The sequence below is a fragment of the Mesorhizobium sp. P2_C4 genome (assembly GCF_056404575.1).
Genome location: NZ_JBFUDT010000006.1, coordinates 294,425 through 319,614, shown reverse-complemented (window position 1 = coordinate 319,614; position 25,190 = coordinate 294,425). Strand labels below are relative to the sequence as shown.

The following is a 25,190-nucleotide window of genomic DNA, read 5'->3' as shown; positions in this document are numbered from 1 at the left end:
GACGCTATCTCGTTCTAGGCCTTTGGTGTCGGTGGCTTCCTGGGTCAGCTCGCGATGTATGTTCAGCTGCTCATTGTAGTGAATGTCGTACTGCGCGCGCTTGACGGGATCCTTGAGCGTATCATGTGCCTCGACGATTTCGCTGAAGCGCGCTTCGTCCCCGGTATTCTGGTTGTCGGGATGATAGCGCATGGCAAAATAGCGAAACACGCGCTCTATCGTTTCTGAGTTGGCGTTTCGGCTGACTTCCAAAAGCTCGTAATAGTCAATGAACAAAGCGGTGCTCCCTCCGGCGCTATTATAAAAGCACCCGCCGAACGGCGGCAAATTAATCGTTAGTAAAGGGTTAATCACCTCTACCAGCACCGCAGGCTTCGCCCCCGCAAGGGCGCGCTTCCGGTGACAGTATCCGCCATTCTACGATTGGCGGGTGCGGCTTGTCGCTGTCGCACGGAGCTCTTGCCAATTTGTTGAAGAGGTGTGGGTTGCCTCTGTCACTTGGCGTATGTCGGCCTTCTACACGCCAGACAGCATGTCGCGCAGCGGCTTCTTGCGGCCTCATACTTTGGCGCCATCGTCTCTATTCCCGCCATGGGGGCAGCCCTGGCCGGCGACCATTCCCGGTGCCTGGCCGAACACCAGACGCCGAGCTGTTCCGGCTAGATCGAGAAAGCCGATCGCATGTTTACTGAAATGGAAAAGCCCAGCGCGGCGGGCTCTCCAAAGTACTCCTAACCGGAATAGTTTTCAGTTACGGTTCGGCGGCTTGTAGCTCTCCCACCGCGATAGACGGGTCTCGATGTCGAAGCGGGACGCCTCGAAGTTGGTGCCGGTGTTATCCTTGTTTTTGCCGTCGATCAGCCGATACAGCTCGTCGTTCTCGACATCGTCGACATGGATCGATCGCACCACCCGCAGCCATAGCGATCGTGCTCGATCGCAAACGTCCTTGACCCGGCTCATTTCTTCCTCCCGTCAGTCTCCGTTCTGCTCGAGGTTCTCTAAGCATGATCCCGCCTTGGATCGAATGCAAGCAGTTGCTAAGGCGATTATGTACTTGGCAAACATGACCGTGGGCGATAGGCGCAATTCGTTGAGCAAGGACACGCCCAAATGCGGACAGACGCACATGGTTTCGAACTGGACCGGAAAGGCAAGATCAAGGTCAGCCCCTTGATGGGTTACACCCTCGCACCCGTGCAGGGCATGTTCTGTATCGCTAAGCTGGACTATGCGCCGACTGCTGACGATCTTCGTCGAGGCCGCACCAAATCTGTTCAATTGACCATGACGCCCGCTCAACTTCGCCAACTGAGCGAGGCTCTACTGCGAAAAGCGGAGCAGCTTGAAAGCGAACCGATTCAATCAGGGCGGAACTGATCTGCTCTTGTCGCATGGCATTTCCCTTCCACAAGGCAGAGAGCCTAGCAGGCCGATAGAGGCGCACGCCGATTCGTGCGGAATGTCAAAATCGGTGCTAATATCTGAGCCGTCGCGCAAGGTAGAGGACAAGGAGTTGGGCTAATGAGGATATTTGCCAAGATCCGTCAGGTCTACGATCGGCTATGCGAGCGCAAAGAGGCGAGCGCTGATCGGATGCACCAGGAGCGTGAACACATCAGCGAGCAGGCCGATAAAACCTACGAGAGGGAGCGCCGCCAGATAGCTGTTGAACGCGACTTCGCGCGCTCGCAGAACCAGGTCGAGAAGCAGGTGGGCTTGGGTGGGGGGCCTTTTTGAAGTCTGGGGCTTCAGACCGCGGCCCGAAAGTCGCATTAGCCTTTTGGGACGGGATATCGCGAGCTTAATCCTGCATCTCTATGGGTGTGGATACCAGACCGCCGATGGATTGAAGGCGATACTTGATGCCCAGATGGATGACGACATGAGGCGGTACGGCTAGCGCGCCTTCTTAGACTTCGCTTTCATTACCCTGAACCGGGAATTGCGTGAACGGCTTTGGAAGCGCGTTCAGGAGCACCCAGGGACGGCGCCGAAGGGAATGAAGCGGCCGGCCACGCAATGGGTCAAGCCAGGCCTCGTCGCGACTGTGAAGCACCTGCGCGGCGAGGAGGATTTACGGCATGCTTCGCTGCAGGATTTCAGGGAGGAGTGAGATCCGGCTGCGTGCATTGATCAGCCTAGAGGTGTACCCTTCGGGACTGCGCTGCCAGCCGCTTACTGGCATTCTCCCGAGGAGGCATTCCCATGACCGCGTACAAAGTCGGTTATCTCATTGGCAGCCTCGCCAAGGGCTCAATCAACCGGAAGCTGGCCAAGGCGCTCGTGAACTTAGCGCCAGCCGAACTCTCGATGGCTGAAATCCCGTTCAAGGACTTGCCGCTGTACAGCTACGACTACGATGCGGATTTCCCTCCGCCGGCTAGGGCATTCAAGGAAGCGCTCGCCGGGATCGAAGCCGTGTTGTTCGTCACGCCGGAGTATAACCGCTCAATCCCAGGCGGGCTCAAAAATGCGATCGACTGGGCGAGCCGACCCTACGGCCATAACTCGTTCACCCGAAAACCGTCGGCGGTCATCGGCACCTCGCCGGGTTCGATCGGCACCGCGCTGGCGCAGCAAAGCCTTCGCGGCGTTCTTGGCTTCTGCAACTCCCCGCAGATGAACTCGATCGAGGCTTACATCCAGTTCAAGCCCGGCCTGATCACCGATGAAGGTAAGGTCACCGACGCCCGGACTGAGGAGTTCCTGCGCGACTACATGATGCAATTCCACGGCTTCATTACTCGGGTCTATACCGCCCTGGCCTAGGGTTGCCTAACCGGCTCCGTCCCGTCCCATTCGATGAACGGCCCTTGCTAGCGCCATCTAGATCAGGAATATAATCCTCCGTTGCGGCGACCCCTTCAACGGAGGATCGCTATGCCCCAAAAAAACCCTTGCTGACACGTTAGCCGCCCGCGAATCCGTCTATGTGAATTGCGGCCATCCCATGTGCAGCAAGTCGACAAAGCTCGATATCCAGGCGCTGATAGACAGGCTCGGCCCCGGCCACGGCTCAATGCGTGACGATCTGGTTGGGGTCTTCGGCTGCACCAGATGCAAAGCCGCCGGCCGTGATCGTCGACCTGTGTTCTTCACCTTGATACCTGACTACGAAGCCCAGTTGCGGGAGCGGAACCGCGACTGTTGCGACGACGAAAGTGAGTTCGCTTTCCGCCAGCCCGCCCCGCGCGCCTCGGCGTTTGCTGTGCGCCAGCCGGCGGGGACGAAGCCCGCGACAGTGTCAAGGGTATGTGGTCTCGCCGTGAGAAACACAGCCAAGGGAACCATCACCACCGCGAACAGATACTGTGAACGGAGACGCGCCCGACGCCTCCTGGCGTTTCTTCGCCAACGGTCGGCCTGGTTGCACCTTGATGACGCTGGACCTTGCCCACGCCCCTTCTCCCCGAGGGAGAGAATGCGTCCGATGCGGGGGAGAGTCTAGAGCGGCCGGAATGCGCGGCAGGATTGCAACAGGGGCCGCTAATAATGCTTGGCCTGATTGACAGGGCACTAGGATGACAGACAACTGTCACGAACGATTTTCGCGGGAGACAACGATGAAAAAGTACGAAAAGCCGACCTTGGTCAAGAAAGAGCGGCTGTCTGCCGTTACGGCAAATGCTCCAGGTTCAGTGGTTGGGAATTGAACATGAAGAAGACCTACGCACGGCCGACACTCATCAAGGCTGCCAAACTGGCAGCGATAGTGGCGGTTGCGGTTTCCAAGGGCGCATAGCCAGCGCAGAATCTAACGACCAAAAGCCCCGCTGGATGCGGGGTTTTTCTTTTGGGGAACTATTTCAGGGCGCGCTGATTGTGCCTGGAATTTGTTGGTGAGCGCGATGGGATTCGAACCCATGACCTACTGATTAAAAGTCAGTTGCTCTACCGGCTGAGCTACGCGCTCCCGCGGGCTCGAAAAGCTGCCCTCGAAATTGCGCGGAACATAGGGAGAGTGCCGCGACCGGTCAACCGGAAAAAGATGGCTTGCAAGCCAGGCTTTTTTGCTGTCGTCGGAGATCTTGCGGCCCGCCTCCGCGCAGGGGCCAAACGACCAGTTTGCAGCAATCGAAGAATGGCGCTGCGTCACAGGTTGGATTGGAGAAACATTACAAATCAGTAACTTACCGTTTTCGCGGAACCATCGCATTGCCGGACCGTTTCCTCCTCACAAGGGACGTCAACCACCCTTCCAAGGAGAAGATCATGAACAAGACCCTCTCGGGCTTGCTGGCGGCCACATTGTCAGTTTCGTTCGCGGCTACGGCCGTCATGCCTGCCGGCGCCGCCCAGATGTTCACGCCGCAGGCGCCTTCGGCGTCGTCGGATGTGCAGGCGGTTGACTACAAGCCGTGGAGAAAGCACCGCAACTTCAACGGCGACCGCAATTTCTCACGCAGCAACAACGGCGACGTCTACTGGAATGGCCATCGCGGCTCGCGTGAATATCATCGCGGCTATCGCCGCCACGGCGATTTCTGGTTCCCGGCTGGCGCCTTCATCGCAGGCGCGCTGATTACCGGCGCGATCATCAACAACAACCAGAACCGCGTCTATCATGGCGATTCGCACGTACAGTGGTGCTATGACCGCTACCGCTCCTACCGCGCGTCCGACAACACTTTTCAGCCGAACTACGGTCCTCGGCAGCAGTGCAATTCACCTTACTGAGTCTGGGCAGAGTTGAGCAGACGCTGATGAAACCCGCGCCGGCAACGGCGCGGGTTTTTCAGTGCGTGCTCAGCGTTCTGCGTACCGCGTCACGCCAGCCCGCAAGCTTGGCGGACCGTGTCGAAGCATCCATATCCGGCTTGAACCGCCGCTCAAGCGCCCAACTCCTGGCGAAGTCCTTCGCTTTCGGCCACACACCCGCCTTCGAACCCGCCAGCCATGCCGCGCCGAGCGCGGTCGTCTCCAAAATGGTCGGACGGTCGACAGGCGCATCGAGGATGTCGGCCAGGCGTTGCATCGTCCAGTCCGAGGCCACCATGCCGCCATCGACCCTGAGCACAGTCTTGGCCGACGCACCCTTCCAGTCCTTGCGCATGGCGTCGAGCAGGTCGCGGGTCTGGTAGGCGACGGATTCGAGTGCGGCCCGAGCGAACTCGGCTGGGCCGGAATTGCGGGTCAGGCCGAAAATGGCGCCGCGTGCATCGGCGTCCCAGTGCGGTGCGCCGAGGCCGACGAAGGCCGGCACCAGATAGACGTTTTGCGTCGGGTCGGCGGTCGCCGCCAGCGCGCCGCTCTGCTCGGCCTTGCCGATCACCTTGATGCCATCGCGCAGCCATTGCACGGCGGCGCCGGCGATGAAGATCGAGCCTTCCAGCGCATAGGTGGTCTTGCCGTTCAGCCGGTAGGCGATGGTGGTCAAAAGCCGGTTCTTCGAACGCACCAGATCGCTGCCGGTATTGAGCAGGGCAAAACAGCCGGTGCCATAGGTGGATTTCATCATGCCTGGCTCGAAACAGGCCTGGCCGATGGTCGCCGCATGCTGGTCGCCGGCGACGCCCAAAATCCTGATCTCGGCGCCGAACAGGCTTTTCTCCGTCACGCCATAGTCGTCGGCGCAATCCTTCACCTCCGGCAGCATTTTTGCCGGTATGTTGAGGATGGCCAGCAGCTCGTCGTCCCAGACATTTTTTTCGATGTTGTAGACCAGCGTGCGAGAGGCGTTGGTGGCATCGGTGGCGTGAACCTTGCCGCCGGTCAGCCGCCAGATCAGAAAGCTGTCGATGGTGCCGGCGAGCAATTCGCCCTTCTCGGCGCGTTTTCTGACGCCCTTCACCTTGTCCAGCACCCAGGCGATCTTGGTGCCGGAGAAATAGGGATCGAGCAGCAGCCCGGTTTTCTTGGTGAATGTCTTCTCCAGCCCCTGCTTCTTCAATTTCTGGCACAGCGGCGCGGTGCGGCGGTCCTGCCAGACGATCGCGTTGTGGATCGGCTTGCCGGTGGCCTTGTCCCAGATGACGACGGTCTCGCGCTGGTTGGTAATGCCGATCGCGGCCACATCAGAAGCCTCTCGGCCGGCATTCTTCAGCGCCGCCTTCACCGTCGTCACGACACTCGACCAGATCTCTTCCGGGTCATGCTCGACCCAGCCGGAAGCTGGATAGTGCTGGGTGAATTCCTTCTGCCCGCTGCCGGCGACCCTCATCTTGTCGTCGAACAGGATCGCCCGGCTCGATGTCGTGCCCTGGTCGATGGCTAGGATGTATCCCGTCATTCTGCCTCCCCGCTCAGTCTTTTACACAAACAAGGGAGACGGCAAGATGCCGCCTCCCCCGATTGTTGCGATGCGGGCGCGAACGCCCGCATCAAATAGTTACTTCTGCCAGCTCTTCACCAGTTCGTCGTAGTTGATGGTGATCGGCTTTTCCTTCTCGTTCTCGATCTTGAGCTGAGGAGCGAGATTGCCCTTCTTGACCGCGTCGGCGTTCCAGAAGGCAAGATCATGCTCTTCGGCCATCTTCGGGCCGATATCGCCCTGGACGCCCGACTTCTCGATACGGCTCATGACCTTTTCCTGCTCGCCGCAGAGCGAGTCCATCGCCTCCTGCGCCGTCTTGGCGCCCGACGAGGCATCGCCGATCGCCTGCCACCAGAGCTGAGCCAGCTTCGGATAGTCAGGCACGTTGGTGCCGGTCGGCGACCACTGGACACGGGCCGGCGAGCGGTAGAACTCGATCAGGCCGCCGAGCTTCGGAGCGCGCTCGGTGAAGCTCTTGTCGTGGATCGTGCTCTCGCGGATGAAGGTCAGGCCGACATGGCTCTTCTTCACGTCGACGGTCTTCGAGGTGACGAACTGCGCGTAAAGCCAAGCGGCCTTGGCGCGGTCGGTCGGCGTCGACTTCATCAGCGTCCAGGAACCCACGTCCTGGTAGCCGAGCTTCATGCCGTCCTTCCAGTAGACGCCGTGCGGCGACGGCGCCATGCGCCACTTCGGCGTGCCGTCGTCGTTCATCACAGCCTTGGCGCCGGCGTCGACCATCGACGCGGTGAAGGCGGTGTACCAGAAGATCTGCTGAGCAACCGCACCTTGCGCCGGCACCGGGCCGGATTCGGAGAAGGTCATGCCCTGTGCTTCGGCCGGAGCGTAGGCCTTCAGCCAGTCGAGATACTTCTGGATCGAGTAGACGGCAGCCGGGCCGTTGGTGTCGCCGCCGCGCGCCGTGCAGGAGCCGACAGGACGCGAGTTCTCGTCGACCTTGATGCCCCACTCGTCAACCGGCAGACCGTTCGGGATGCCCTTGTCGCCGTTGCCGGCCATCGACAGCCAGGCATCGGTGAACCGCCAGCCGAGCGACGGGTCCTTCTTGCCGTAGTCCATGTGGCCGTAGACCTTCTTGCCGTCGATCTCGCGGCCGGTGAAGAACTCGGCGATGTCCTCATATGCCGACCAGTTGACCGGCACGCCGAGATCGTAGCCGTACTTGGCCTTGAAGTCGGCCTTGTTCTTCTCGTCGTTGAACCAGTCGTAGCGGAACCAGTAGAGGTTGGCGAACTGCTGGTCGGGAAGCTGGTAGAGCTTCTTGTCCGGCGCCGTGGTGAAGGAGGTGCCGATGAAGTCCTTCAGGTCGAGGTTCGGGTTGGTAACATCCTTGCCGTCGCCCGCCATCCAGTCGGTCAGGTTGCGCACCTGCTGGTAGCGCCAGTGCGTGCCGATCAGGTCGGAATCGTTGACCCAGCCGTCATAGAGGTTCTGGCCGGTCTGCATCTGGGTCTGGATCTTCTCGACGACGTCGCCTTCCTGGATGACGTCATGCGTGACCTTGATGCCGGTGATGGCGGTAAAGGCCGGCGCCAGCACCTGCGATTCATACTGGTGGGTGGCGATGGTTTCGGAGACGACCTTGATGTCCATGCCGGCGAAGGGTTTCGCGGCATCGATGAACCATTGCATTTCGGCTTCCTGGCCGGCGCGGTCGAGCGTCGACAGCGGGCCGATCTCCTTGTCCAGGAACGCTTTGGCCTCGTCCATTCCGGCGTAGGCATTGCCTACCCCGAGCAACAGGACAAGGGCAGTCGTTGATGTTAAAAATTGCCGTCGCATTTCGTTTCCTCCACTTTACAGGTTTCAAGTGCGATCTGGAGCGGTCGCCGGCACGCGGCCGCTCCAACAGTTTCCCCCTCTATACGTAGCGGAACACGCCAATGGCGTAGACCACGGAGAGAGCGAGAGCCCACCACAGGTTGGATCCGACAAGACCCAACCAAGCGAGATGGATAAAGGCGCTGCCAAGCAGCGAAAGGAAAAGGCGGTCACCGCGCGTCGTCTCGAAGCGCAGCACGCCGATGCGTGGGTTGCCGCCCGGCGAGGCATATTCCCAGGCCGCCATGCCGCACAGCAGCAGAAAGATGGTGCCAAAGAACGCCGCCGTCGGCCACGTCCATGCCATCCAGGAGAGGTCGAGGTTCATGGTCACACCCTCCCCAGGGCAAAGCCCTTGGCGATATAATTGCGGACAAACCAGATGACCAACGCACCCGGGATCAGCGTCAGCACGCCGGCGGCGGCGAGCAGGCCCCAATCCATGCCGGCGGCCGAAACCGTGCGGGTCATGGTGGCGGCGATCGGCTTGGCATCCGTTGTGGTCAGCGTGCGGGCAATCAGCAGTTCGACCCATGAGAACATGAAGCAGAAGAAGCAGGCGACGCCGATGCCGCTGGCGATCAGCGGCATGAAGATCCTGACGAAGAAGCGCGGGAACGAATAGCCGTCGATATAGGCCGTCTCGTCAATTTCCTTCGGCACGCCCGACATGAAGCCTTCGAGGATCCACACCGCAAGCGGCACGTTGAACAGGCAATGCGCCAGCGCCACCGCAATATGCGTGTCGATCAGGCCGAAGGCCGAGTAGAGCTGGAAGAACGGCAGTGCGAACACCGCCGGCGGCGCCATGCGGTTGGTCAAAAGCCAGAAGAACAGATGCTTGTCGCCGAGGAAGCGGTAGCGCGAGAAGGCGTAGGCCGCCGGCAGCGCCACGGAGACCGAGATCACCATGTTCATCACCACATAGGTGATCGAGTTGATGTAGCCCGAATACCAGGACGCATCGGTGAAGATGGTGACGTAGTTGGCGATGGTAGGCGCGTGCGGATAGAGCGTCAGCGACGAGACGATCTCGGCATTGGTCTTGAAGCTCATGTTGATGAGCCAGTAGATCGGCAGCAACAGCACGATGATGTAGACCGTCGGCACGATCCACCACCAACGCGATTCCTCGCCGCGCCGGCGCATCAGCCGCGCGATCTGGTCCTGCGACATGGCGCTGGCCAGTGCTTCCGAAGCCGTCGTTTCGCTCACTCTGTCCTGCCTCGTGGTTCTTTCGTTGGCGCCGCTCATCTCAGCGCTCCGCGTCGTAGTTGGTCATCACGGTGTAGAACACCCATGACAGCAGAAGGACGATGAGGAAGTAGACCAGCGACATGGCAGCCGCCGGACCGAGATCGAACTGGCCGAGCGCTGTCTTGACGAGGTCGATCGACAGGAAGGTCGTCGAGTTGCCGGGGCCGCCGCCGGTAACGACGAAGGGCTCGGTGTAGATCATGAAGCTGTCCATGAAGCGCAGCAGCACGGCGATCAGAAGCACGCGGTTCATCTTCGGCAGCTGGATGTAGCGGAACACCGCCCAGCGCGAGGCGCCGTCGATCTTGGCGGCCTGGTAGAAGGCATCCGGAATGGAGACCAGGCCGGCATAGCAGAGCAGCACGACGAGGCTGGTCCAGTGCCAAACATCCATGACGATGACGGTGACCCAGGCGTCGAACGGGTCCTGCACGTAGTTGTAGTCGATGCCGAGCGCGTTGACGTAGTAGCCGAGCAGGCCGATGTCGTTGCGACCGAATACCTGCCAGATGGTGCCGACGACATTCCACGGGATCAGCAGCGGCAGCGCCATCAGCACCAGGCAGACCGGCACGCCCCAGCCCTTCTTCGGCATGTTGAGCGCGATGAAGATGCCGAGCGGCACTTCGATGGCCAGGATGATGAAGGAGAAGATCAGGTTGCGGACCATCGCTTCCCAGAAGCGGCTGGACGAGAGCAGTTCCTCGAACCACTCGGTGCCCGCCCAGAAAAAGACGTTGTTGCCGAATGTGTCCTGCACCGAATAGTTGACGACCGTCATCAGCGGGATGACCGCCGAGAACGCCACAAGCACCAGCACCGGCAGCACCAGGAACCAGGCCTTGTTGTTCCAGGTCTTGTCCATCTATGCCCCCATCTCGACGCGCCAGGAATCGGCATAGATGTTGATGCCGGCCGGGTCGAAGCGCACCTTCGGATCGGCCGGCACGTTCTCGTCCTCGCCGATGACCGCCGCGATCTCACGGCCTTCCAGATTGGCGCGGACCACCTTGTGGCGGCCGAGATCCTCGACCTTGCTGATGGAAACAGCCATGCCCTGGCTGCCCAGCCGCACATATTCGGGACGAATGCCGAGTTCGATGGCGCCACTGCCGGCCTTTGGCGCGCCCGGCAGGTCGATGCGCTGCGAGCCGAGTTTCGCCGTCTTGCCGTCGATGGCCACCGGCATGACGTTCATGCCCGGCGAGCCGATGAAATAGCCAACGAAAGTATGGCGCGGACGCTCGAACAGCTCGGCCGGCGTGCCGATCTGCACGATCTCGCCGTCATACATGACGACGACGCGGTCGGCGAAGGTCAGCGCCTCGGTCTGGTCGTGCGTAACATAGACCATGGTGTAGCCGAAGCGGCGGTGCAGCTGTTTCAGCTGCGAGCGCAGCACCCATTTCATATGCGGATCGATAACGGTCAGCGGCTCGTCGAACAGGATGGCGTTGACGTCCGCGCGCACCAGCCCTCGACCCAGCGAGATTTTCTGCTTCTGGTCGGCGGTCAGGCCGCGCGCCTTCTTCTTGGCCCAGGAGGCGAGATCGATCATCTCCAGCGTCTCGCGCACCTTGCGGTCGACATCGGCTTCGGGCACGCCGCGGTTGCGCAGCGGGAAGGCCAGATTGTCGTAGACGGTCATGGTGTCGTAGATGACCGGGAACTGGAACACCTGCGCGATGTTGCGTTCCTGCGTCGACAGGTTGGTCACGTCCTTGCCGTTGAACAGCAACTGGCCGTGCGAGGGATGCAGCAGCCCCGAGATGATGTTGAGCAGGGTGGTCTTGCCGCAACCCGAGGGGCCGAGCAACGCATAGGCGCCGCCATCCTCGAAGGTGTGATGCACTTCCTTCAGTGCGAAATCGGTATCCTTCTGCGGGTTGGGCAGGTAGGAGTGGCGGATGTGGTTGACGTCGATGCGCGCCATCTCTTGCTCCTAAGCCGCCAGCTTCGACGCGGTCACGGCGCGGCCGTGCTCGTCGAACACCATGATGTGGCGCGGATCGATGAACACCTCGACCACCTCGTCGGGCTCGAAATGCCTGATACCATGGGTCAGCATGACCCAGCGCGCATCGGCGAAATCGAGATGGATAAAGCTTTCCGACCCGGTGATCTCGGTGATCGTGACCTTTGCCCGCACCGGCACGGCAGCCGCATTGGGCCGTTCGAGCGACAAATGATGTGGCTGAAAGCCGATCGTGTAGACGGCATCGGCAATGCCGGCGAGTTCGGCCGGCACCGGCAGGTTGACACCACCCTCGAGCAGGAAATCGCGACCCTTCTTGGCCAGCACGATGGTGTTGAGCGGCGGATCGGAAAAGGTCCTTGCCGTCACCAGATCGGCCGGCTTGCGGAACACTTCGATGGTCGGGCCGAACTGGGTGATCTTGCCCTGCGAAAGCGTCGCCGTGTTGCCGCCGAGCAGCAAAGCCTCGTGCGGCTCGGTCGTGGCGTAGACGAAAATGGTGCCGGCGGCGGCGAAGATCTTCGGCAGTTCGGCGCGCAATTCCTCGCGCAGCTTGTAATCGAGATTGGCGAGCGGCTCGTCGAGCAGCACCAGGCTGGCGTTCTTCACGATGGCGCGCGCGAGCGCGGTGCGCTGCTGCTGGCCGCCTGAGAGGCTGAGCGGCGTGCGGTCGAGATAGGGCGTCAGCTTGAGCAAGTTTGCCGCGTTGCGGACTTCCTTGTCGATCTTTGCCTGATCGGTGCCGGCCACGCGCAGCGGCGAGGCGATGTTCTCGTAGACCGTCATCGCCGGATAGTTGATGAACTGCTGGTAGACCATGGCGATCTTGCGCTTTTGCACCGGCACGCCGGTGACATCCTGGCCATCGAACCAGATCGAGCCGGAGGTCGGCACGTCGAGGCCGGCCATCAGCCGCATCAGGCTGGTCTTGCCGGAAAGCGTCGGTCCGAGCAGAACGTTGAGCGAGCCGTGCTGAAGCGTCAGCGAGACATCGCGGATATGCTCCGACGCGCCGACCGTCTTCGTCACGTTTCTCAGTTCCAACATGATGCCTCCTCCCAGGCTTTCTGCATCAATCGTCCCCTCTATTCGGCAGCGGCGACATGGCGCCGGCTTATTCCATGCATGAATTCGTCAAGTGCCGCCGCCTGCTCGCGGCTGAGATGCAGGCCGCGCTTGGTCCGGCGCCACAATACATCTTCGGCGGTGACAGCCCATTCGTTTTGAACGAGGTAGCGCACCTCGGCCTCATAAAGATCGGCGCCGAAGTTGCGGCCAAGATCGGCATTCGACTTGGCGAGGCCCAGCAGCATCCTGGCGCGGGTGCCGTAGAGCCGGGTCAGCCGGCGGGCGAGCCGCGCGTCGAGGAAAGGATAAGCGGTCTTCAGCTTGGCCACTTCGGCGTCGAAACCGGTGGCCGGAAAATCGCCGCCCGGCAGCGATGCGTTGGCAGTCCATGGCTTGCCGCGCTTGCCGAGAAAACCCTCGATCTTTTCCAGCATCGATTCCGACAGCCGGCGATAGGTGGTGATCTTGCCGCCAAAGGCGTTGATGATCGGGGCAGCGCCCTCGCCGCCATCGGCCTTCAGCACATAGTCGCGGGTCGCTTCCTGCGCCTTCGAGGCGCCGTCATCATAGAGCGGGCGCACGGCGGAGTAGGTCCAGACGATGTCCGAACGCTTGACGGGTTGCGCGAAATACTCGCTCGCCGCAGCGCACAAATAGTCGATCTCGGTGTCGCTGATTTTCACGTCATGCGGGTCGCCGGGATAATCCTGGTCGGTGGTGCCGATCAGGGTGAACTCTTCCTCATAAGGAATGGCGAAAATGATGCGCCCATCCTTGTTCTGGAAGAAATAAGCGCGCGGATCGTCGAATTTCTTGGCGATGACGATATGGCTGCCCTGGACGAGGCGGACATTGTGCACATCGTTCAGGCCGACGGTGGCGGATAGGACGTGGTCGACCCACGGACCGGCGGCGTTGACCAGCAGCCGGGCCTTCACCTCTTCGGCCTCGCCGGTCTGGACGTTCTCCAGCCTGATCGCCCACAGGTCACCCTCGCGGCGAGCACCAACGACTTTCGTTCGGGTTCGGATTGTTGCGCCACGGTCGGCGGCGTCGCGGGCGTTCAACGCCACCAGCCGTGCGTCGTTGACCCAGCCGTCCGAATATTCGAAAGCCTTTGTGAACAACGGCTTCAACGGCTTGCCGGCCGGGTCCTTGGCCATGTCCAGGGTCCTGGTCGCCGGTAGCAATTTGCGGCCGCCAATGTGGTCGTAGAGAAAAAGACCGAGCCGGATCAGCCAGGCCGGGCGCAGGCCCTTGGCGTAAGGCAGCACGAAGCGCATCGGCCAGATGATGTGCGGCGCGTTGCGCCACAGAACCTCGCGTTCCATCAGCGCTTCGCGCACCAGGCGGAACTCGTAGAATTCGAGATAGCGCAGGCCGCCATGGATCAGTTTGGTCGAGCCGGAAGAGGTTCCACTGGCCAGATCGTTCATCTCGGCAAGGAAGACCGTAAAGCCGCGCCCAACGGCATCGCGGGCAATGCCGCAGCCGTTGATACCGCCACCGATGACGAAAATGTCATGGATCGGGGATGCGTCCACAAAATCCTCCCGCGATTTCGCATTGCAGCATTTTTAGGTTTTTACGAAACCGTATGGGGATTATTTCGAAATGAGAACGAATGTCAAACGAAATGTCACAGACCCGTGATCGGGGTTTCTCGGTAGCCTCTAGCCGAGCGATGTCTCGATCAGCTGAACCTCGGCTTCCTCGCAGATCTTGCGCACCGATGGGATGTCGCAACGGTCGGTGATGAAGGTGTTGACCTGCGACAGATGGCCGATGCGAACCGGCGCCGTGCGCTCGAATTTGGTCTGGTCGGAAACCAGGATGACATGCCTGGCATTGGCGATGATGGCCTGCGCCACCTTGACCTCGCGAAAATCGAAGTCGAGCAGCGCCCCGTCATGGTCGATGGCCGAGGCGCCGATCACCGCATAGTCGACCTTGAACTGCCGGATGAAATCGACCGCCGCCTCGCCGACCACGCCGCCGTCGGAGCCGCGAACAACGCCGCCGGCGATCACCACCTCGATCGAAGGATATATGCGCATCCTGTTGGCAACATTGATGTTATTGGTGATGACCATCAGCCCGTTGTGGTCGAGCAGCGCCTTGCTGACTGATTCGGTCGTGGTGCCGATGTTGATGAACAAAGAGGCGTTGTCGGGGATCAGCCTGGCTGCAGCGCGGCCGATCGCCTCCTTCTCCTCGGCGGCGATCTTGCGCCGTGCCTCATACTCCATGTTCTCGATGCCGGACGGGAACAGCGCCCCGCCATGGATGCGTGAAAGCAGCCGCTGGTCGCACAGATCGTTGAGATCCTTGCGGATGGTCTGCGGCGTTACGTTGAAATGCGTGGCCAGATCGTCGACCAGCACGCGGCCATGGTCCTTGGCCATCTGGATGATTTCGGCATGCCGCGGCGACAGATACATTGAGGGGCCTCCCGTTTTCGTTTTTCTTGTCTATAGCTTAAAACGAAAGCGATGAAAAGGCATAAGCCGGCTAATGAAAATCACATGATTGCAAACGCAAACAACGACGCAACCCAAGGAGGGCTGTATCAGGCCAGACCGCGAGCAATTTCGGTGACGACATTGAAAGCCGCATCGATATCCGCCGCGGTCGTCTCGAATTGTCCGACCTGAAAGCGGATCGCCACCTGCCCGTCCACCCTTGTCTGCGTCAGATAGATGCGGCCATCGTCGTTGATGGCGTTGACCAGGCGAAGGTTGTGTTCGTCGGCATCGATGCCGGCGACGGTCCTGTGCCGGAACGAGAACAGCGACAGCATCGGTTCGGATACGATCTCGAAATCCGCCTCCTTTGCCAGCCGCGCGGCGAGCCTCTCGCTCCAGGCGACATGGTTTCGGATCATCCGGCGCAGGCCTTCCAGCCCATGGGCGCGCAGCAGGAACCACAGTTTCAGGGCGCGGAAGCGCCGGCCGAGCGGCACCGTCCATTCGGAATAGTTGATGATGCCGTCATGGCCGTGGGTTTTCAGATAGTCCGGCTTGATGGCCAGGGTCCTGACGTGACTTTCGGGATCGCGCAGGAACTGGATCGAGCAGTCGAACTGCGCGCCGAGCCATTTGTGCGGATTAAAGACGATCGAATCGGCCTCGTCGACGCCGGTCCAGAAATGCCGGTATTCCGGACAGATCATCGCCGATCCGGCCCAGGCGGCATCGACATGCAGATAGAGCCCGTGCCGCTTCGCCACCGCTGCGACAGCGGCAATATCGTCAGTGCCGCCTGTGCTGGTGCCACCGACGCAGGCGATGATGCCGGCCGGCAACATGCCGGCCTCGCGGTCGGCGATGATTGCCGCCTCGAGCGCTGCGGTGTCCATGGCGCTGAAGCGGCCGGCAACCGGAATGCGGACAAGGTTGTCCTCGCCGATGCCGGAGACCCAGATCGCCCGGTCGATCGAGGTGTGAACCTGGTCGGAGGAATAGATGCGAAGCCTTGCCTGCCCGCTCAGACCCTTTCTGTTGCCTTGCCAGTCGAGCGCGCGCTCGCGCATGGTCAGCACGGCGGCCAGCGTCGCCGACGACGCGGAATCCTGGATCACGCCGGAAAATCCGTCGGGCAGGCCGAGCGCCTGGCGCATCCAGTCGACGGTGCGCGTCTCGAGCTCGGTCGCCGCTGGTGAGGTCTGCCACAGCATGCATTGCGCGGCCATGGCCGAGACCAGATATTCGGCCACCACCGAGACGGGTGCCGCATTGGCCGGAAAATAGGCGAAGAAGCGTGGATGCTGCCAGTGCGTCATGCCCGGCAGTATCTTCTCCTCGAAGTCGGCGAAGATCGCCTCCATCGGCTCCGCTGCTTCAGGCGGCGACGCCTCGATGCTTCTGAAAATGTCGCCCGGCACAAGCAAAGGCCGCACCGGCCGTTCGCGCAGCGTGTCGCGATAGTCGGCGCCCCAGTCGGCGGCGCGCCTCGACCATTGCCGGAAATCATCATTGTTCATGGCATCTCCTCCCGGGAATCGGTCAAGCGCCGGCATTCGCCGTGGAAAGCGCGATCAATTCCATTTTACTTAACATGTGAATTACATCTCTGCAACAGCGCGCAGAAGAACGCAGCCTATCCCGGAAAATCGGGCAGGCTGGCGAAGGCCGCCTTCAGCGCACTCGACCAGCCATCCGAAATGGTGCGGTAGTACTGGTCGTCCTGGCCGATCCGCTTCTTCAGGCTGACCTTGAAGGCGTCCTTTTCGTAGAAAAGAAGATCGAGCGGCAGGCCGACCGACAGGTTCGACTTCAGCGTCGAGTCGAACGACACCAGCAGCAGCTTCACCGTCTCGGCCAGGCTCATCGTCTTTTCATAGGCGCGGATGATGATCGGCTTGCCGTATTTGGTCTCGCCGATCTGGAAGAACGGCGTGTCGTCGGTCGATTCGATGAAATTGCCTTCGGGATAGATCATGAACAGGCGCGGCGCGCTGCCCTTGATCTGCCCGCCAAGGATGAACGAGGCATTGAAGTAGGAATCTGCTTTCTCGCCCGCCGGCGAGGAACTGGCGATGACTTCCTTGACGGTGTCGCCGACCAGCCGCACCGTCTGATACATGGAGGGTGTCTCCAAGAGCGTGGCATGACGATCCGCCACCGCCTTGGTGCGCTCGTCGAGCAGGCTGACCACGGCTTGCGTCGTCGCCAGATTGCCGGCCGACATCAGCACGATGACGCGCTCGCCCGGCTCTTCCCAGATGTGCATCTTCTTGAAGGTGGAGATCGAATCCATACCGGCATTGGTGCGCGTGTCCGACATGAACACGAGCCCGCGATCGATCTTCAGGCCGACACAATAGGTCATGGAATCTCTTTTGGCAGCAATCTTGCCGGAACTACTGCTCTACCGTGACCGTGACCGCAAGCTGTTCTTCCGCCTGTCCCAGTCGAATTCCCGACACCGGCGTGGCATCTCGGTAATCGCGGCCCGTTGCCACCTTTACATAGCGTTCGTCGGGCGAGATGCCATTGGCGACGTCGAATGCGACCCAGCCGAGGCCGGAAACATGCGCTTCGCTCCAGGCATGGCTGGCCGCCTGTTCGATTGTCGCATCCATCATCAGATAGCCGCTGATGTAGCGGGCCGGGAAACCCATGGCGCGCGCGGCGGCGGCAAAGATGTGGCTGTGGTCCTGGCAGACGCCTGTCTTCAGCGCCAAAGCCTCCTCGGCCGGCGTCGCCGCGTTGGTGGTTCCAGGCGTATAGGCGACGCACTCGGAGATGATGGCCATCAGCCGGTGCAGCCTTTCAATATCGGTGCCCTTGCCGACCGATGCGGCAAGGTCGCGAATGCCGCTGCCGATCACCGTCAATGGCGTTTCGTGGCCATACAGCCAAAGCGGCGTAAAACCCTGATGCGGCCCGGAGACGCCTGCCGTGTCGCGTGTCACCACTTCGCCTGATGCTTCGACGGTGATGAAATCGCGCTCGCCTTCGACGCTCAACAACCTTGTATCGTTGCCGAAATGATCGACGAAGCGCACCTCTTCGCGCGCGCCTTCGGTCTTCAGCCCCCAAGACAAAACGGTCTGCGTCGAGCCGCTAACCGGCAACAGCCGCAACCGCTGCAGCAGATATTGCACCGGCGCATCGTAGCGGTATTCGGTCCGGTGGGTGATCTTCAGCCGCATGCTTTTTTTCCGTTTGTGAGCATGATCTTGTCCGAAAACCGGCTCCCACTTTTCGCCAACGCGGTCCTTCGGTTCGGGATCATGCTCAATTGAACCGGTAATCTTGTGCGATCTCGTCGCCGAGCCTGGTGTTTTCTTGAATGAACCTGGCCAGGAATTCGTGCAGGCCGGTGTCGAATATGTCCTTGATCGACCCTGCCTTCAGCATGGCTTGGGTTTTCTCCGCCGTCGCATGGCAGGCATGGCGCTCGCCATAATCGTCGCCGAGAAATTTCAGATGCTCGGCCAGAAAACGATAGCAGAACATCAGCGAGCGCGGCATGCGAACATTGAGGATCAGATAGTCGGCAATGTTGGTTGGCTTGTAGTCGGCTTCGTAGACCCAGCGATAGGAGCGGTGCGCCGACACCGAGCGCAAGATCGATTCCCACTGATAGTTGTCGAGCGTCGAACCGACCCAGGAAATCGACGGCAACAGCACGTAGTATTTGACGTCGAGGATGCGTGCCGTGTTGTCGGCGCGCTCGACATAGGTGCCGAGCTGCGAGAAATCGAAGATCTCGTTGCGCAGCATGGTGCCGTAGAAAGAGCCGCGGATCAGCGCCGTCTCGCGCTTGATGGCGTCGAGCACGGTGGGCAGGTCGCGCTCGTCGATCGGCTTGGCCAGCATCCGCTTCAGCGACATCCAGGCTTCGTTGATGCTTTCCCAGGTTTCGCGCGTCAGCGCGGTGCGAACCATGCGGGCATTGTTGCGGGCCGTCTCGATCGCCGACATCGTGCTCGACGGGTTCGACGTGTCGCGCAACAGGAAGTCAGCCACGTTGGCCGCGGTATAATCCTGATATTTCTGGGTGAAGGCGACGTCCGAGCCGGCGCTGAGCAGCACCGAATTCCACTCTTCCGAGGCGCTTTGCGTGCGAGTCAAAGCCATGCGCAAACCGGCATCGACCAGCCGCGCCATATTCTCCGCCCGCTCGATGTAGCGGTTCATCCAGTAGAGCCCGTTTGCGGTACGGCCTAAAAGCATCAAAAATCCTTCAGGTGAAAATCAGTCATCGAGCACCCAAGTGTCTTTCGTGCCGCCGCCCTGCGAAGAATTCACCACCAGCGAGCCTTCCTTGAGGGCGACGCGGGTCAGCCCTCCCGGCACGATCTGGATGCGGTCGGAAACCAGGACATAAGGCCTGAGATCGACATGCCGCGGCGCGAGGCCCTTGTCGGTCAAGATCGGACAGGTCGACAGCGCCAGCGTCGGCTGGGCGATGTAGTTGGACGGCTTTGCCGCGAGTTTCTTGGAAAAATCCTCGCATTCCTTCTTGGTTGCCGCCGGGCCGACCAGCATGCCGTAGCCGCCGGAGCCGTGGACTTCCTTGATCACCAGTTCGTCGATGTGTTCGAGCACATATTTCAGGCTGTCCGGCTCGGAACAGCGCCAGGTCGGGATGTTGCCGAGGATCGCCTTGCGGCCGGTGTAGAATTCGACGATCTCGGGCATGTAGGAATAGATCGCCTTGTCGTCGGCAATGCCGGTGCCCGGCGCGTTGGCGATGGTGATGTTGCCGGCGCGGTAGACGTCCATGATGCCCGGCACACCAAGGGCGGAGTCCGGGCGGAAGGTCAGCGGATCGAGGAAGGAATCGTCGACGCGGCGGTAGAGCACGTCGATCTGCTTGTAGCCTTCGGTGGTGCGCATGGCGACATGGCCGTCGACTACGCGCAGATCCTGCCCTTCGACCAATTGCACACCCATCTGGTCGGCAAGGAAGGCGTGTTCGAAATAGGCGGAGTTGAAGCTGCCCGGGGTCAGCACGGCAATGGTCGGCGTGCCCTTGGTGCTTTGCGGCCGCACCGCCGCCAGCGACTGGCGCAGCAGTTGCGGATAGTTCTCCACCGGCCGAACCTTGATCTGCTGGAACAGCTCAGGGAAGAGCTGCATCATCGTCTCGCGGTTCTCCAGCATATAAGAGACGCCGGACGGCGTGCGCGCATTGTCCTCCAGCACGTAGAATTCGTTCTCCGAGATGCGGACGATGTCGACGCCGATGATATGGGTGTAGACGCCGGCCGGCGGCCGCACGCCGATCATCTCGGGCAGGAACGCCTCGTTCTTGGCGATCAGTTCCTTCGGCACGCGGCCGGCGCGCAGGATTTCCTGGCGATGGTAGATGTCGTCGAGGAAGGCGTTCAGCGCCTGTACGCGCTGCTCGATGCCTTGCGTCAGCCGTCGCCATTCATTGCCGGAGATGATGCGGGGAACGATGTCGAAGGGAATCAGCCGCTCGGAAGCTTCCTGCTCGCCGTAGACGGCGAAGGTAATGCCGGTCTTGCGGAAGACGCGCTCGGCGTCCTGCATCTTTTCGGTAAGCCTGGCCGGATCCTGCTCCTTCAGCCAGCGGTCATAAGCCGTATACGGTTTTCTCAATCCGGAAACTTCCGGAAGCATTTCATCGAACGCTGCCAATCGCGTACTCCCCTGTGACGCCATTTCACTGGCGTCGCCGCAGAAAATCAAGCGCAATCGGTAATTTGGAAGACACCGGCGACCAGTATGTCACAACTGCCTAAAATTAAGGCAGCCGCAATATGCCTGTAATCAGGCTTTGCCTCGTGCCCGGGCAAGTGCCGAATGGCGGCTAGAACGCCCGGAAGGTGACGACGGTAAACGTGTCCTTGATGCCAGGCAGAATCTGCACCTTCTCGTTGACGAAGTGGCCAATGTCTTCTTCGTCGTCGACGTAGAATTTGGCGAGCAGATCGTAATTGCCGGCGGTCGAGTAGATTTCCGAAGCGATCTCGGCGTCGGCCAAAGCGCTGGCAACGTCATAGGCTTTGCCCAGATCGCACTTTATCTGCACAAAAAACGCCTTCATTGACCGGCCCTGCTCAAGCTTTCACGCACAAGCGGCTCTTGTGGCAGACTGCCGCCCGGCTTTCAAGCATCAGGATGGACCTCAGGCGGCTCGCGCCGCGGCGACGGCCTGTTTCATCTCAGCCACCGGCATGCCGCGCCGGAACAACCTGCCACCGATGACCAGCGCCGGAGTGCCTTGCAGCTTGAAGGCGCTCGCCTGGGCATCGGTGCGAGAGAGCGCCGCGTCGATGTCAGGTTCGCGGGTAGCGAGACCGGCGCGGAGCATGGCGACATCGACGCCGACGGAAGCCAGGATATCATTGGTTCGACGCTCGGAAAGGCCGCGTTCATTGGTCATCAGGGCATCCACCGCGGCGGCGTAGTGGTCACCGGTCAAAAGCGCCATGCGCGCCGCGTCGCGTGAAGTGTCGCCGAAGATTGGCCAATCCTTCATCACCAGCCTGATGCCGCTGTCCTGCTCCATCAGTTTCTTCAGTTCGACAAAGACGAGTTTGCAGATCGGGCACTGATAGTCGACGAATTCGGCGATGGTGACATCGCCATCGGGATTGCCAAGTGCTGGAATGACCGGATCGAACGCTACTTCGGTGACCGTCGGCGCAGCACTCGCCCAGGCCGGCAAGGGGGCCAAAACAGCGAGGCTTGCGGCGCCCTTCAGCAAAAGGCGCCGGTCGATCGGCTGTCCAAACATTGTTCGTCCCTTGGTTGCGCGAACAGGTCCCCACCCACTTTACGATGCGCGCCTCGCCTTAAAGGGGGGTTAAGCATAATTCTGTGGCATCTGCGTGGCGAATGTTGCCGTCGCTGAAACCGTGAGGCCCTGCCAAGCGTATGGTATGATGTGCCTTCGGACAGCGATTTTGTTGCAGGGATTCCTTCGGGGGACAACGGAGACAGGCCATGCGCCGCGCGTTACTCGCATTCGCAGTCATTCCATTGCTTTTCCTGTCGTCTCTTCTGGTGTCCGGGGCATTTGCCGGCGATGCCGAAATCAAGGCAGCGCAGACTGCCATCGATGGCCAGCTGAAAGCCTTCATCGCCAATGACGGGGCTGCGGCCTACAGCTTTGCCGCACCGAATGTGAAACGCATCTTTCCGACCGTCGACACGTTCATGAGCATGGTGACCAACGGCTATCCGCCGGTGCGCAAGCCGCAAACCTATTCCTTCGGCAAGGTGCAGCAGACCGGCCCGACCTCTGTTGTCCAACAGGTGCTGATCGTCGGTCCGGACGGCAAGGACTATGAGGCGGTCTACACGCTCGAGCAACAGCCCGACGGCAGTTTTCAGATCACTGGCTGCAGCCTGCGCGCGTCGACCTCGTTGAGCACCTGAGCGCTAAACGACCGGAATATCGCCCCTCGCCCAGCCCTCGGCGATTTCCACCGTGCGCGCCTCGAAGGTGCCGGCTTCAATCGCGGCGCGAATGTCCTGCATCAGCTTTTGATAGTAGGACAGATTGTTCCAGGTCAGCAGCATCGCCCCCAGCGCCTCTTGCGAGCGCACCAGATGGTGCAAATAGGCGCGTGAGTAATCGCGTGCGGCCGGGCAGTCGCTTTCCTCGTCCAGCGGGCGCGGATCGTCGGCATGGCGGGCGTTGCGCAGATTGACCTTGCCGCGCCTGGTGTAGGCAAGGCCGTGACGGCCGGCGCGGGTCGGCATCACGCAGTCGAACATGTCGATGCCGCGCGCCACCGATTTGACGATGTCGTCCGGCGTGCCGACGCCCATCAGATAGCGCGGCTTGTTGTCAGGCAGTTCCGGGCAGGTGATATCAAGCATATCCAGCATCACCGCTTGCGGCTCGCCGACGGCGAGGCCGCCGACCGCATAGCCTTTGAGGTCCATCGCCTTCAGCGCCTGCGCCGAAAGGATGCGCAACTCCGGTACGTCGCCGCCCTGAACAATGCCGAACATCGCCTTCCCAGCCTGGTCGCCGAAGGCTGTCTTGCAGCGCTCGGCCCAGCGCAGCGACAATTCCATCGCGCGCTCGATTTCCTTGCGCTCGGCAGGCAGCGCCGTGCATTCGTCGAGCTGCATCTGGATGTCGGAATCGAGCAGCCCCTGGATCTCGATCGAGCGCTCCGGCGACATCTCGTAGGCGGCGCCATCTATATGCGAGCGGAAGGTGACGCCCTTTTCGGTGAGTTTCCGTAATTTCGACAGCGACATCACCTGAAAACCGCCGCTGTCGGTCAGGATCGGGTGCGGCCAGCGGGCGAACTCATGCAGGCCGCCGAGCCGCGCCACGCGCTCGGCGCCGGGCCGCAGCATCAGATGGTAGGTATTGCCCAGGATGATGTCGGCACCGACGCCGCGCACCTGGTCCATATACATTGTTTTGACCGTGCCGCCGGTACCGACCGGCATGAAGGCCGGCGTGCGGATTTCGCCACGCGGCATGGTGATCGCGCCGCGCCGCGCCTTGCCGTCGGTCGCCAGAACCTTGAAGGTAAATGCCTCAGCCATTGAATTCCTTGTCGAATACCGGCGCGCCCGGCGCCTGCTCGTCGAGCGACTGCCGGTAGCGGATGCAGCCGCGCATAAACTTTTCCCAGGGCGGCACGGCGATCGCCGGCTCGGTCTTTTCCGGCAACAGGTTCCAAAGGTCGGGATGATGCCAGCAAAGATCGTGGCCTGAGGTGTCGCGGTGGCCGCGAATGCCGGCCCGCAGTCTCTTCACTTCCGCGATCAAGGAATCGCGGTCCAGGCTATCGAGATCATCGTCCATCGTTCACCTCCCTGAACAGAAGACTGGCGTCGCCGTAGGAGTAGAATCTGTAGCTGTTGTCGATGGCATGCGCATAGGCCGCACGCATCGTTTCCAGGCCGCAAAAGGCCGAAACCAGCATGAACAGGGTCGAGCGCGGCAGATGGAAATTGGTCATCAGCATGTCGGCGGTTTTGAAACGATAGCCTGGCGTGATGAAAATGTCGGTCGGGCCGGACCAGGCGGCGAGCGTGCCGTCGGCGCGCGCCGCACTTTCCAGGAGCCGCAACGAGGTCGTGCCAACGGCGACGACGCGCCCGCCCCTTGCCTTCACTGCATTCAGCGCCTCGGCCGTCTCGCGGCTGACCGACCCGGTCTCGGCATGCATCTTGTGGTCCGCGGTGTCATCGACCTTCACCGGCAGGAAGGTGCCGGCGCCGACATGCAAGGTGACGAAGCTGCGCTCGACGCCTTTGGCGTCAAGCGCGGCGAAGAGCTCCGGCGTGAAATGCAGGCCGGCGGTGGGGGCGGCAACGGCGCCCTCTTCCCTGGCATAGATGGTCTGATAGTCGCTGCGGTCGCGCTCGTCATCGTCGCGTTTCGAGGCGATGTAGGGCGGCAGCGGGATGTGGCCGACAGCGTGCAGCGCCTCATCGAGGTAGGCGCCGGCGAGATCGAAGCCGAGCAGCGCCTCGCCGCCTTCGCCCTTCTCTAGCACCGTGGCATCGAGCTGGCCGAGAAAGCACGAATTGCCGTCATGGCCGAAATGGATGCGGTCACCTGCGGCGATGCGCTTGCCCGGCCGCATGAAGGCCAACCAGCGGTCGGGCGCCATGCGCATATGCAGCGTCGCCTCGACCTGCGCTGACGCTTCGCCGCGCCGCCTGATGCCCTTGAGCTGCGCCGGAATGACCTTGGTGTCGTTGAAGACCAGCACGTCGCCGGCCCTGAGCAAAGACGGCAAGTCGCCCACCGTGTGGTCCTCAAGCCCTTCATCCGGCCTGACGACCAGCATCTTGGCGCTGTCGCGCGGCTCCGCCGGGCGCAGCGCGATGCGCTCGTCGGGCAAATCAAAGTCGAAGAGATCGACGCGCATCAGTAGAGCCGGACGAGCAGCGCTCCGGCCAAGAGCAGCACCGCGCCAGTGACGCGGCCGAGCGAAATCTCGCGCACAGCGACGCCGAGGAAGCCGACACGGTCGATGAGCATGCCGGCCAAGAGCTGGCCGGCGACCAGGAACGCCATCAGCGCCGCCGCGCCAATGCGCGGCGTCAGGATTGTCGACAGCGTGACGTAGAAGCCGCCGAGCATGCCGCCGGCGACGAACAGCCAGGGCGCCGGCGCTTTCCAGTCGAGCGAGATGCCCTGCAGCTTGACCACCCCGACGGAGATGATGCCGAGCACGACCGCGCCCGACAGGAACGAGAACGCCGCGGCGGCGACCGGGAGCCCCAGGCCGCGCGCCAGCTGCGAGTTGATCGGCGCCTGAATGGCGATGAAGGCGCCGGACAGGATGCCGAGCAGCGACCAGACTGCGCCCATCATCGTCGTTTC

28 protein-coding genes and 1 tRNA gene are annotated in these 25,190 nt (G+C 61.3%); 6 read left to right on the top strand and 23 right to left on the bottom strand.

Annotated features, from left to right (window positions below; all coding sequences use genetic code 11):
* A partial coding sequence (locus AC1DX6_RS23505) for a DnaJ domain-containing protein (RefSeq protein ID WP_477317733.1) occupies nt 1-276 on the bottom strand: 276 nt, incomplete at its 3' end.
* Nucleotides 277-747: 471 nt separating this feature from the next.
* Nucleotides 748-963, bottom strand: a complete 216-nt coding sequence (locus AC1DX6_RS23500; protein WP_477317731.1) for a hypothetical protein — start codon at nt 961-963, stop codon at nt 748-750.
* 150 nt (nt 964-1,113) lie between these two features.
* On the opposite strand from AC1DX6_RS23500, the gene AC1DX6_RS23495 reads away from it, so the two are divergent.
* The 4 genes from AC1DX6_RS23495 to AC1DX6_RS23480 all read left to right on the top strand — a co-directional run bounded on the left by AC1DX6_RS23495 (nt 1,114) and on the right by AC1DX6_RS23480 (nt 3,656).
* Nucleotides 1,114-1,380 (top strand): hypothetical protein, encoded by a 267-nt coding sequence (locus tag AC1DX6_RS23495; RefSeq protein WP_477317729.1) that lies wholly within the window; start codon nt 1,114-1,116, stop codon nt 1,378-1,380.
* 144 nt (nt 1,381-1,524) lie between these two features.
* On the top strand, nt 1,525-1,740 hold the full coding sequence (locus tag AC1DX6_RS23490; protein WP_477317727.1) for a hypothetical protein: 216 nt from the start codon (nt 1,525-1,527) through the stop codon (nt 1,738-1,740).
* A 468-nt stretch (nt 1,741-2,208) separates the two neighbouring features.
* On the top strand, nt 2,209-2,772 hold the full coding sequence (locus tag AC1DX6_RS23485) for an NADPH-dependent FMN reductase (RefSeq protein WP_477317725.1): 564 nt from the start codon (nt 2,209-2,211) through the stop codon (nt 2,770-2,772).
* A gap of 794 nt (nt 2,773-3,566) precedes the next feature.
* Nucleotides 3,567-3,656, top strand: coding sequence for a putative RiPP precursor (locus AC1DX6_RS23480; RefSeq protein WP_477317723.1), 90 nt, complete (start codon nt 3,567-3,569; stop codon nt 3,654-3,656).
* Nucleotides 3,657-3,840: 184 nt separating this feature from the next.
* Here AC1DX6_RS23480 and AC1DX6_RS23475 read toward each other — a convergent pair.
* A tRNA-Lys gene (locus AC1DX6_RS23475) sits at nt 3,841-3,916 on the bottom strand.
* A gap of 299 nt (nt 3,917-4,215) precedes the next feature.
* Here AC1DX6_RS23475 and AC1DX6_RS23470 point away from each other — a divergent pair.
* Nucleotides 4,216-4,680: a BA14K family protein gene (locus tag AC1DX6_RS23470; RefSeq protein WP_477317721.1), complete on the top strand. Its 465-nt coding sequence runs from the start codon at nt 4,216-4,218 to the stop codon at nt 4,678-4,680.
* Nucleotides 4,681-4,738: 58 nt separating this feature from the next.
* Here AC1DX6_RS23470 and glpK read toward each other — a convergent pair whose 3' ends face one another.
* The 16 genes from glpK to AC1DX6_RS23390 all read right to left on the bottom strand — a co-directional run bounded on the left by glpK (nt 4,739) and on the right by AC1DX6_RS23390 (nt 21,617).
* A complete protein-coding gene (gene glpK, locus AC1DX6_RS23465; RefSeq protein WP_477317719.1) occupies nt 4,739-6,232 on the bottom strand; it encodes a glycerol kinase GlpK in 1,494 nt (497 codons plus the stop codon).
* 99 nt (nt 6,233-6,331) lie between these two features.
* Nucleotides 6,332-8,059 (bottom strand): ABC transporter substrate-binding protein, encoded by a 1,728-nt coding sequence (locus AC1DX6_RS23460; protein ID WP_477317717.1) that lies wholly within the window; start codon nt 8,057-8,059, stop codon nt 6,332-6,334.
* Between the two features lie 79 nt (nt 8,060-8,138).
* Nucleotides 8,139-8,426, bottom strand: coding sequence for a DUF2160 domain-containing protein (locus AC1DX6_RS23455; RefSeq protein ID WP_477317715.1), 288 nt, complete (start codon nt 8,424-8,426; stop codon nt 8,139-8,141).
* A gap of 2 nt (nt 8,427-8,428) precedes the next feature.
* Entirely contained in the window at nt 8,429-9,352 is a 924-nt protein-coding gene (locus AC1DX6_RS23450; protein WP_477317713.1) for a carbohydrate ABC transporter permease, read from the bottom strand.
* A 1-nt stretch (nt 9,353) separates the two neighbouring features.
* Nucleotides 9,354-10,220: a carbohydrate ABC transporter permease gene (locus AC1DX6_RS23445; protein WP_477243070.1), complete on the bottom strand. Its 867-nt coding sequence runs from the start codon at nt 10,218-10,220 to the stop codon at nt 9,354-9,356.
* Nucleotides 10,221-11,288, bottom strand: coding sequence for an ABC transporter ATP-binding protein (locus AC1DX6_RS23440; RefSeq protein WP_477317711.1), 1,068 nt, complete (start codon nt 11,286-11,288; stop codon nt 10,221-10,223).
* Nucleotides 11,289-11,297: 9 nt separating this feature from the next.
* A complete protein-coding gene (locus tag AC1DX6_RS23435; protein ID WP_477317709.1) occupies nt 11,298-12,377 on the bottom strand; it encodes an ABC transporter ATP-binding protein in 1,080 nt (359 codons plus the stop codon).
* Nucleotides 12,378-12,415: 38 nt separating this feature from the next.
* A complete protein-coding gene (glpD, locus tag AC1DX6_RS23430; protein ID WP_477317707.1) occupies nt 12,416-13,942 on the bottom strand; it encodes a glycerol-3-phosphate dehydrogenase in 1,527 nt (508 codons plus the stop codon).
* Between the two features lie 129 nt (nt 13,943-14,071).
* Nucleotides 14,072-14,839: a DeoR/GlpR family DNA-binding transcription regulator gene (locus tag AC1DX6_RS23425; RefSeq protein ID WP_477317705.1), complete on the bottom strand. Its 768-nt coding sequence runs from the start codon at nt 14,837-14,839 to the stop codon at nt 14,072-14,074.
* 128 nt (nt 14,840-14,967) lie between these two features.
* The gene (locus AC1DX6_RS23420) at nt 14,968-16,380 is read right to left on the bottom strand and encodes a pyridoxal phosphate-dependent decarboxylase family protein (protein ID WP_477317703.1); all 1,413 of its coding nucleotides are present in this window, start codon (nt 16,378-16,380) and stop codon (nt 14,968-14,970) included.
* Between the two features lie 116 nt (nt 16,381-16,496).
* On the bottom strand, nt 16,497-17,228 hold the full coding sequence (locus AC1DX6_RS23415; RefSeq protein ID WP_477243064.1) for a proteasome-type protease: 732 nt from the start codon (nt 17,226-17,228) through the stop codon (nt 16,497-16,499).
* Nucleotides 17,229-17,259: 31 nt separating this feature from the next.
* Nucleotides 17,260-18,054, bottom strand: coding sequence for a transglutaminase family protein (locus tag AC1DX6_RS23410; protein ID WP_477317701.1), 795 nt, complete (start codon nt 18,052-18,054; stop codon nt 17,260-17,262).
* 85 nt (nt 18,055-18,139) lie between these two features.
* On the bottom strand, nt 18,140-19,081 hold the full coding sequence (locus tag AC1DX6_RS23405; RefSeq protein WP_477317700.1) for an alpha-E domain-containing protein: 942 nt from the start codon (nt 19,079-19,081) through the stop codon (nt 18,140-18,142).
* A gap of 21 nt (nt 19,082-19,102) precedes the next feature.
* Nucleotides 19,103-20,515, bottom strand: coding sequence for a circularly permuted type 2 ATP-grasp protein (locus AC1DX6_RS23400; protein WP_477243061.1), 1,413 nt, complete (start codon nt 20,513-20,515; stop codon nt 19,103-19,105).
* Between the two features lie 172 nt (nt 20,516-20,687).
* A complete protein-coding gene (locus tag AC1DX6_RS23395) occupies nt 20,688-20,924 on the bottom strand; it encodes an Lrp/AsnC ligand binding domain-containing protein (RefSeq protein WP_023674883.1) in 237 nt (78 codons plus the stop codon).
* A gap of 81 nt (nt 20,925-21,005) precedes the next feature.
* Entirely contained in the window at nt 21,006-21,617 is a 612-nt protein-coding gene (locus AC1DX6_RS23390) for a DsbA family protein (RefSeq protein ID WP_477317698.1), read from the bottom strand.
* Between the two features lie 209 nt (nt 21,618-21,826).
* On the opposite strand from AC1DX6_RS23390, the gene AC1DX6_RS23385 reads away from it, so the two are divergent.
* Nucleotides 21,827-22,261: a DUF4864 domain-containing protein gene (locus tag AC1DX6_RS23385; protein WP_477317696.1), complete on the top strand. Its 435-nt coding sequence runs from the start codon at nt 21,827-21,829 to the stop codon at nt 22,259-22,261.
* Between the two features lie 3 nt (nt 22,262-22,264).
* Here AC1DX6_RS23385 and tgt read toward each other — a convergent pair whose 3' ends face one another.
* From tgt to AC1DX6_RS23365, 4 genes are read right to left on the bottom strand one after another with little or no spacing between them, the layout of a single operon-like run.
* Nucleotides 22,265-23,395, bottom strand: coding sequence for a tRNA guanosine(34) transglycosylase Tgt (gene tgt, locus AC1DX6_RS23380; protein ID WP_477317694.1), 1,131 nt, complete (start codon nt 23,393-23,395; stop codon nt 22,265-22,267).
* The gene (locus AC1DX6_RS23375; protein WP_477317692.1) at nt 23,388-23,657 is read right to left on the bottom strand and encodes a hypothetical protein; all 270 of its coding nucleotides are present in this window, start codon (nt 23,655-23,657) and stop codon (nt 23,388-23,390) included. The genes tgt and AC1DX6_RS23375 overlap by 8 nt, the downstream gene beginning before the upstream one ends.
* Nucleotides 23,647-24,732: a tRNA preQ1(34) S-adenosylmethionine ribosyltransferase-isomerase QueA gene (gene queA / locus AC1DX6_RS23370; RefSeq protein WP_477317690.1), complete on the bottom strand. Its 1,086-nt coding sequence runs from the start codon at nt 24,730-24,732 to the stop codon at nt 23,647-23,649. Before queA ends, AC1DX6_RS23375 begins: the two co-directional genes overlap by 11 nt.
* Nucleotides 24,732-25,181 (bottom strand): DMT family transporter, encoded by a 450-nt coding sequence (locus AC1DX6_RS23365; RefSeq protein ID WP_477317688.1) that lies wholly within the window; start codon nt 25,179-25,181, stop codon nt 24,732-24,734. Before AC1DX6_RS23365 ends, queA begins: the two co-directional genes overlap by 1 nt.
* Nucleotides 25,182-25,190 lie beyond the last annotated feature (9 nt).

Excerpts from the sequence above, each read along its gene's own strand:
- AC1DX6_RS23365 (WP_477317688.1), bottom strand. The coding sequence starts at position 25,181 with ATGATGGGCGCAGTCTGGTCGCTGCTCGGCATCCTGTCCGGCGCCTTC.
- AC1DX6_RS23440 (WP_477317711.1), bottom strand. The coding sequence starts at position 11,288 with ATGGCGCGCATCGACGTCAACCACATCCGCCACTCCTACCTGCCCAAC.
- AC1DX6_RS23460 (WP_477317717.1), bottom strand. The coding sequence starts at position 8,059 with ATGCGACGGCAATTTTTAACATCAACGACTGCCCTTGTCCTGTTGCTC.
- AC1DX6_RS23470 (WP_477317721.1), top strand. The coding sequence starts at position 4,216 with ATGAACAAGACCCTCTCGGGCTTGCTGGCGGCCACATTGTCAGTTTCG.
- queA (WP_477317690.1), bottom strand. The coding sequence starts at position 24,732 with ATGCGCGTCGATCTCTTCGACTTTGATTTGCCCGACGAGCGCATCGCG.
- glpK (WP_477317719.1), bottom strand. The coding sequence starts at position 6,232 with ATGACGGGATACATCCTAGCCATCGACCAGGGCACGACATCGAGCCGG.
- AC1DX6_RS23455 (WP_477317715.1), bottom strand. The coding sequence starts at position 8,426 with ATGAACCTCGACCTCTCCTGGATGGCATGGACGTGGCCGACGGCGGCG.
- AC1DX6_RS23395 (WP_023674883.1), bottom strand. The coding sequence starts at position 20,924 with ATGAAGGCGTTTTTTGTGCAGATAAAGTGCGATCTGGGCAAAGCCTAT.
- AC1DX6_RS23480 (WP_477317723.1), top strand. The coding sequence starts at position 3,567 with ATGAAAAAGTACGAAAAGCCGACCTTGGTCAAGAAAGAGCGGCTGTCT.
- AC1DX6_RS23435 (WP_477317709.1), bottom strand. The coding sequence starts at position 12,377 with ATGTTGGAACTGAGAAACGTGACGAAGACGGTCGGCGCGTCGGAGCAT.
- AC1DX6_RS23410 (WP_477317701.1), bottom strand. The coding sequence starts at position 18,054 with ATGCGGCTGAAGATCACCCACCGGACCGAATACCGCTACGATGCGCCG.
- AC1DX6_RS23485 (WP_477317725.1), top strand. The coding sequence starts at position 2,209 with ATGACCGCGTACAAAGTCGGTTATCTCATTGGCAGCCTCGCCAAGGGC.
- AC1DX6_RS23490 (WP_477317727.1), top strand. The coding sequence starts at position 1,525 with ATGAGGATATTTGCCAAGATCCGTCAGGTCTACGATCGGCTATGCGAG.
- AC1DX6_RS23445 (WP_477243070.1), bottom strand. The coding sequence starts at position 10,220 with ATGGACAAGACCTGGAACAACAAGGCCTGGTTCCTGGTGCTGCCGGTG.
- tgt (WP_477317694.1), bottom strand. The coding sequence starts at position 23,395 with ATGGCTGAGGCATTTACCTTCAAGGTTCTGGCGACCGACGGCAAGGCG.
- AC1DX6_RS23495 (WP_477317729.1), top strand. The coding sequence starts at position 1,114 with ATGCGGACAGACGCACATGGTTTCGAACTGGACCGGAAAGGCAAGATC.
- AC1DX6_RS23420 (WP_477317703.1), bottom strand. The coding sequence starts at position 16,380 with ATGAACAATGATGATTTCCGGCAATGGTCGAGGCGCGCCGCCGACTGG.
- AC1DX6_RS23500 (WP_477317731.1), bottom strand. The coding sequence starts at position 963 with ATGAGCCGGGTCAAGGACGTTTGCGATCGAGCACGATCGCTATGGCTG.
- AC1DX6_RS23390 (WP_477317698.1), bottom strand. The coding sequence starts at position 21,617 with ATGTTTGGACAGCCGATCGACCGGCGCCTTTTGCTGAAGGGCGCCGCA.
- AC1DX6_RS23405 (WP_477317700.1), bottom strand. The coding sequence starts at position 19,081 with ATGCTTTTAGGCCGTACCGCAAACGGGCTCTACTGGATGAACCGCTAC.
- AC1DX6_RS23450 (WP_477317713.1), bottom strand. The coding sequence starts at position 9,352 with ATGAGCGGCGCCAACGAAAGAACCACGAGGCAGGACAGAGTGAGCGAA.
- AC1DX6_RS23385 (WP_477317696.1), top strand. The coding sequence starts at position 21,827 with ATGCGCCGCGCGTTACTCGCATTCGCAGTCATTCCATTGCTTTTCCTG.
- AC1DX6_RS23415 (WP_477243064.1), bottom strand. The coding sequence starts at position 17,228 with ATGACCTATTGTGTCGGCCTGAAGATCGATCGCGGGCTCGTGTTCATG.
- AC1DX6_RS23375 (WP_477317692.1), bottom strand. The coding sequence starts at position 23,657 with ATGGACGATGATCTCGATAGCCTGGACCGCGATTCCTTGATCGCGGAA.
- AC1DX6_RS23425 (WP_477317705.1), bottom strand. The coding sequence starts at position 14,839 with ATGTATCTGTCGCCGCGGCATGCCGAAATCATCCAGATGGCCAAGGAC.